Source organism: Patescibacteria group bacterium (assembly GCA_035288465.1).
Lineage (GTDB): Bacteria > Patescibacteriota > UBA1384 > DATEAH01 > DATEAH01 > DATEAH01.
This window is the reverse complement of record DATEAH010000009.1, coordinates 110,164-116,583: the sequence shown is the minus strand read 5'-3', so window position 1 is coordinate 116,583 and position 6,420 is coordinate 110,164. Positions and strand designations below refer to the sequence as shown.

Here is a 6,420-nt window from a genome sequence, read left to right as displayed (position 1 = left end):
AGAGCCACAGGTTCGGGTTGTCCGGGAGGTCCAAGTTCTCCTGGTGGTCCTTGAGGACCGGCAGGTCCGGGTGGGCCTTGGATGACGGGAATCGTAACCACCTGCGGTGCAGTCCAGACCTGGTACATTGACCAGTATCTGGTTGCGTCCCCTGTGCGGTACTTCCCATCAGCGGGAACGTGGATAATGCCCACCAGCAACATTTGCCGACAGGCTTCACGAAGACCATACGTATCTGATCCCGAAGGACCAGATGGTATAGTGGCCAAAAACCGCTGCTCCCGAATCGTCAACTGACGATCTGGGACGACGTTCTTAATCTGGATAGTCGTGGATTGCTCGGCGAATGCAAATGCCGAGCAAAGGACGACTAATGCCAACACGAGTCCGAAGACCCGGGTCATGCTACTCACCTCCGAAGTTGAATGTATTGACGGGGCCAAAAGTCCCGTTATCTGTCACGGCTCGCACCTGAAGGTATTTCGCTCCAGGGCAAACCTTGTAGTTGACCGACTGAGCAATAGTGGACACCGGATCACTCCACGCCGTCTCCTGATTGGAGGCAGTGTAGGAGTAGACAAACCGGCTGATGCCTTGTGGCAGGACGAGCCGAAACTCGTCTGACGACACCTGTTCGATTCGGATGACCAGATCCCTTGCGGGTTCCGGCTTTTCCATTTCGACAGGTTTTGGTGCTTCGGTCACGACAGCAGGCGTTGGGGGCGGAGTTTCGATCATGACCCCCTCTACCTGTTCTGCAGACCCAACTGTAGCTGAATCCGTTGGAGGATCAGTGAATCGTGGACCGGCAGCCAGACGTCTTTCGACGAGTTGGCGAACCAAATCCTTATCCACTGACCCGATCGTGGGCGTGCCTCCGTTGTGTACGAGGAGGAACGCCTCAAGGGCAGACAAGCCGAGTTCAGGAACAGGTCCGAACATCTCCGGGCCGGTCAGGGGTCGAATCAAAGTGAATCTGATCAGTCCCCAGTCCTCATTGTACTGCCCCTTCTTTCCGACATCTCCGATTAGGGGCAGTGAGATGATGGCTCGGTGCGAGGCTTTTTGCCCGATGATCAGACAAAGACCCTGCATACCGGCTTCACCTCCGAACTCGCTGATAGGGATCTCCGCCGAGATGATGTCCCCGCGGTTTTCACCGTGGAGTTTCACCTCAAACCGACGATTTCCAGCCAGACCGACCCGAGCGGATTTCCAGTTGCCCGAGTCAGAGGTCCAATTGACGCGCAGTATCAAGTCCGGTGCAAAGACAATCTCTGGAACTTGATCTGCGCCCCACGATGTGCTGGCTCGCAGGGCATCTGGATAGACAGCGTCTATCCAGACGTTACAGCGTCCGAACTCTTCATGTTGGCTGGGCGTCATGGACAACCCAAAGCCAGCGGCATCCGCCATAGGAAGCGCGAACGCGACGACGAGCAGAACGACCACGATGGATACGACTGTGGATCTGGTCATTGTGTTTCACCTCGTTGTTCAGGTACTGACTGTGGCAACCCCAAAGGGTGCCGGTGTCACTGATATAACATCACTGTTCTTGCGAACAGAGTTTGACCGGGAGAGTGGTACATTCGTACCTCACTTGCGGGCACTAACCCTAAATTGGTACAAGCTGTCCTAATTCCCAGCCAAACCTTGGCCGAAAAAACAATAAATAACCACCAACTGTAACTAATGCAAACAATTTTCAAAAATTAATTTCAAAAACGGATCCCGAAACGGGACCCCCCTTTAAAAATCGATAAAAATTCCTTTGCCGTTATTATACTATATCGGACAATATTTGTCAAGTTAAGCTTTTTTATTTGTCCTACTCCTATTTATATAATAAACATTTCAACTGTAAATAATTATAAATTCTAAATAAATTATTTAAAATTATTAATTTTTACAAATTATATTAATAAGCCACTGTAATGTGTGAGCCATTTTCATCTTTGGTAATATCAATTCGAGTTTCAAAAGCATCTTTGAGTTCTAAAATATGGGTAATGACAATAATTTTTTTAAAATCTTGAGAAATAGCATTAATCGCTTCGACTAATTGTAAACGACCGTTGTCATCTTGGGTCCCAAAACCTTCGTCAATAGCTAAAAACTGCAATTTAGCGCCTGATTTTTGCGCTAAAAACCGACTGAGGGCAATGCGAATGGCAAAATTAATTCGAAACGCTTCTCCACCGGAAAACATTTCATAATTTCTAGTGCCATTATTATCAGTAATCGCGATGTCTAAAGTTTCAATTAAAGATTGATCTTGGCTTTTCTTGGCTTTTTGGGTTTCAAAACTAATTTTCATAGTGTCTTGCGATAATTTTGACAAGATTTGATTGGTTTGATTTTCAATTTCTGGAATGGCATTATCTAAAATTCTCGCCTGGATGCCATTTTTACTAAAAATTTCTGCCAGCTCCAAAAAAATATCGGCATCTTTTTGGTTTTTGGCAAGCTGAGTTTTTAGTTGATGATATTTTTGCGAAACGCTTTCTAAGTGTTTTATCTCTTGTTGCAAACCGCCAAGCTCTTCCCTAATATTTGAATGTGCTTTATCTAACTCAGATATGTTCTGACTAATTTGTTGATATTTTTCTTCAATCTCAGAATACTTGTTCAGGCTGGCAGTAAGCTTGGTGATTTTTGAGTTTAGTTTAATAAATTCATCTTTTTTGGTTTTGATTTTTAAATTAATTTTTTGGAGTAATTTTTTCTTTTCAAAAGATACGGCTTCGAGTTGTGATAATTGATTATAATCATCTTCGGCTGAAGCTAAATTTTGAATTAGAAACTTAACCTGGTTGTGTTTTGGGTGAGAATAGTTAATCTTGTCGATTTTAGCTTGGATTTGATCTAATTTTGGTTGAATTTGATTTTTAATTTCTTGGTTTAAATTATTAATAATTTGTCCAGCCTCATTTTTAGGCAAAATTCGCAAACAGGTTGGGCATTTAGCAATATGGCTAATTTTCTTAATTTGGGATTTAATTTTGTCAATATCTGCTATAAAACTGGCAGTTTTTTGCTTTAAGGTTAAAGTTTGAATTTGATTTGTGGCCATTAATCCCTCAGCTTTTTTTAATTTTTGAAGCCTTTCGAAATTATCATGAATTAGTTTTCGGCGTTTTGTTAATTTTTCAATTTGGGAAAGTTCCATTTCGGTTTCTATTTTTTCCGTTTTTAATTTTTTGCCCTCAAAAATAATATTTTCTAAGCCATATTTCAAATTTTCTAATTCTAAATTAATTTTATTTGCGATCTTAATTTTTACTTCTAAGTTTTGTCGTTGTTGTTTTACAGTTTCAATTTGTAAATTAATTTTTTTGAAAACTTGAGATGATTTTTGAAAACTTTTTTTAATTTCTGGCTCGCGGGTCATTTCCATTTCAAGCTCATCGAGATGGTATTTTTGAGATTTAGCTTCATTTTGAAAGTTTCGAGATTTTTCACGGGCAAATTTAGATAAATCATCAAAATATTCTAAATCCAAAATATCAGCTAAAATATCTTTGCGTTCCGCCGGAGTTTTAGTGGTAAATTCATCGGCTTTTCCTTGCCTTAAATAGGCAGAATTAATAAAAACTCGGTATGGAATCTTGATTAATTTTTCGATTTTCTTTTGCGTGTTCAAAATTTTGTCTTCTGATAAAGAGTGATAACCTTTGGTTTTGGGTGAAAAAGAAAACAAATAAAGTTCAGAGTGACCTCTTTTTTTGCGAATCCGTTTGCGCAAGATTTTGTAATGACTTTTTTCAAGTTGAAATGTAAATTCAACCCACATTTCAGAAGCTTTTTGAAAAATTAAATCATCATCCGAGGAGGCTCTAGATTTCCCCCAAACTGCCCAACTTAATGCTTCTAATATCGAACTTTTGCCCACACCGTTATCGCCAGCCAAACAAGCTAAATTAAAACTCTTAAAATCTAAAGATTTTGGGTTTTGATAGCTCATAAAATTGTGTAATTGCAATTTTTCTGGTACCATAATATCTTCTATTCCCTTTCTTCAATTAAATCTTTAGCGTATTTAATTAATTGTTCGCGTTTTTTGGAAGAGACTTTGTTAATTTCCAGGTAGTGAATTAGAGTTTTTAAAGGAGTTTCACCTTGTTCTAAAAAGACTGTTTGTTTGATTTTACGAGTTTGCGGGGTTTCAAAAGTGATTGAAACAATGTGAAAAGCGTCATTTAAATATTTTCTAATCAGATGCTCATTAACCTGGCCAATCAAGTCCGCGGGCATTTTAACCTTAACGCGCACTACCGTGTTTTTAAAATTTGCATGACCAATTTGTTTTTTAATCGTTTTTTCAAGGGAATCATCAAAATAATCTAATTTCAAATTGATGGTTTTAAAAGGACGGACCGACAATTTAATAAATTTATATTCAGTTTTTTTGCCAACTTCAATATCAGCTACCACAAAACCTTTGGCATCTTTTTCTTCCCCAAAATCAATTCGGTCAATCGAACCGGCATATATAATGGGCGGATTTTCTCTGAGAACTTGGAATTTATGAATATGCCCTAAACCAACATATTGGATTTTAGGACTGATAAATGATTTTTCCGATAAAATTAAGTCTGTGCCAAGCATCACAGATCTTTCTGAGCCAAAAGTGGCATTTTCACACGTGGCATGAACAACTGCAACGGCTGGAATTTTGGGATTAATTTTGTCAATAAATTTTTTAGTAATTTGATTTAATTTTTGAGCCAATAAAATTTGAGTTTCATCGGCTGATTTTCCTAAAAATTGATCTTTTTCTAACAGTTTACTTTTGGTAATCCAGGGTAAGGCCAAAACTTGGACCGAACCAGATTTTGATTGGATAACTTTTAGGGTCGGTCTTCGAAAAACGATAATATTTTCAACTTCGAGCGCGGAAAAAATATCTAAAGTATTGGCTTTTTCTAAGGCTTGCGGCAAATCATGATTTCCAACCACTAGGATGGTGGGAGCAATTAGGGCCAATTTTTTAAAACGGAGCGCCGCTTCCCGTTGGTGGGTTGGGGTCGGATTTCGATCGCGATAAGCATCGCCGGCAAAAACAATAAGATCTGGATTTATATTTTTCGCTTTTACGATTAGTTCATCAAATGAATTTAAAAAATCCATGAATCGAAAATTCATACCGGTGAGATTATCTATTTTTCCATAATTTTCCATACCAATATGAATATCAGCAAAATGGATAATTTTCAGATTACCTCACAAATTTAATGAAATTAGATTGATTTTATCCGCCTTCGTGCCAATAAATAATCGGACTTCGGCGGATTTCGCCTAAAATCTCACAATTTATCTGATTTTTAAGCTGGAAAGGCTTCATAAAAAATTATTAATCACCTGCCTAATAATTTCTAAGATAATCATAACGAGCACGGGTGAAAAATCAATGTTGCCAAAAGTGGCAAATTTTCGAAATGGGATAAGGACAGGTTCTGTGATTTCAAAAATAAAGTTTAAAAGCGGATTATCCCAATTGAACGAGAACCATGATAAAATAACGCGAATAAATAATATCACTAAATAAACATTGAGAGTAAAATTTAAAAAATCTAAAAATGTCAGCATTAAAGATGCTTTTCAAGTTGTTTTTCTATTTGGGCTAATGATTGAACTCTGGTTAAATTAGTCACAATCTTACCCTGATTATATAATAATAAGGTTGGTAAACCCATCACATGGTTTAGGTTGGCAATTTTGGGATTTTGATCAACGTTTAATTTTGCAAATTTAAGTTTATTTTGATATTTTAAAGCAAAGGCTTTAAGGGTTGGTTCTAAGGCTTTGCATGAACCGCACCATGGGGCATAAAAATCAATTAAGACCGGCTTTTCGGCTTTAATAATTTCATTTTTCCATTTTGAATCATTTAATTCAATAAAGAGATCTTTTTCCATATCACACTCCTTTTTGAAACTAATAATTTTGATAATTCAAATAAACCGAAAATAACAGCCACGTAGAATAAATCACCTAAAACTGTATTTCTAAAAAACGGCAAAGCCATATAATAACAATTAATTATTCCCTGAAGATTTTTTTCATACCACGGCGTTGCGGCCCAAACTGCAAAATTAGTTAAAAAGAAAAAGATAAATGAACCGGTAAGGCTGACCATAACCATATTTTGAATTTTTTGGTGATTTTTAAGCCATAAACCTAATAAACTGATAATTAAAAAACTGCCATACACCGAAATTGTCACCCAAAAACTGGCAAAGCCAATAAAAATATCAGCAGCCAACATAGTTAAAATAGGAATTATTAAAGCTTGCTTTCGAGATAAATTTACACCGGAAAACAAAGCTATTGCTGCAATTGGGGTAAAATTTGGTTCATGCGGCAGTAAACGCAAGGCGGCACCGGCAAAAATAAAAAAGTAAACCATCAAACCTC

General features: G+C 38.0%; 5 protein-coding genes. All 5 read right to left on the bottom strand.

The window, feature by feature from the left end:
• Window positions 1–405: 405 nt before the first annotated feature.
• On the bottom strand, window positions 406–1,479 hold the full coding sequence (locus VJJ80_03680; protein HLC39190.1) for a hypothetical protein: 1,074 nt from the start codon (window positions 1,477–1,479) through the stop codon (window positions 406–408).
• A gap of 442 nt (window positions 1,480–1,921) precedes the next feature.
• Window positions 1,922–4,000 (bottom strand): SMC family ATPase, encoded by a 2,079-nt coding sequence (locus VJJ80_03675; protein HLC39189.1) that lies wholly within the window; start codon window positions 3,998–4,000, stop codon window positions 1,922–1,924.
• 8 nt (window positions 4,001–4,008) lie between these two features.
• Complete coding sequence (locus VJJ80_03670; protein HLC39188.1) at window positions 4,009–5,211, bottom strand: exonuclease SbcCD subunit D; 1,203 nt, start codon at window positions 5,209–5,211, stop codon at window positions 4,009–4,011.
• Window positions 5,212–5,591: 380 nt separating this feature from the next.
• Window positions 5,592–5,921 carry a thioredoxin gene (gene trxA, locus VJJ80_03665; protein HLC39187.1) on the bottom strand — a complete coding sequence of 110 codons (330 nt, stop codon included), beginning with the start codon at window positions 5,919–5,921 and terminating at the stop codon, window positions 5,592–5,594.
• Entirely contained in the window at window positions 5,894–6,412 is a 519-nt protein-coding gene (locus tag VJJ80_03660; protein ID HLC39186.1) for a DUF6580 family putative transport protein, read from the bottom strand. The genes trxA and VJJ80_03660 overlap by 28 nt, the downstream gene beginning before the upstream one ends.
• Between the last annotated feature and the right edge of the window lie 8 nt (window positions 6,413–6,420).

Excerpts from the sequence above, each read along its gene's own strand:
- VJJ80_03680 (HLC39190.1), bottom strand. The coding sequence starts at position 1,479 with ATGACCAGATCCACAGTCGTATCCATCGTGGTCGTTCTGCTCGTCGTC.
- VJJ80_03675 (HLC39189.1), bottom strand. The coding sequence starts at position 4,000 with ATGGTACCAGAAAAATTGCAATTACACAATTTTATGAGCTATCAAAAC.
- trxA (HLC39187.1), bottom strand. The coding sequence starts at position 5,921 with ATGGAAAAAGATCTCTTTATTGAATTAAATGATTCAAAATGGAAAAAT.
- VJJ80_03660 (HLC39186.1), bottom strand. The coding sequence starts at position 6,412 with ATGGTTTACTTTTTTATTTTTGCCGGTGCCGCCTTGCGTTTACTGCCG.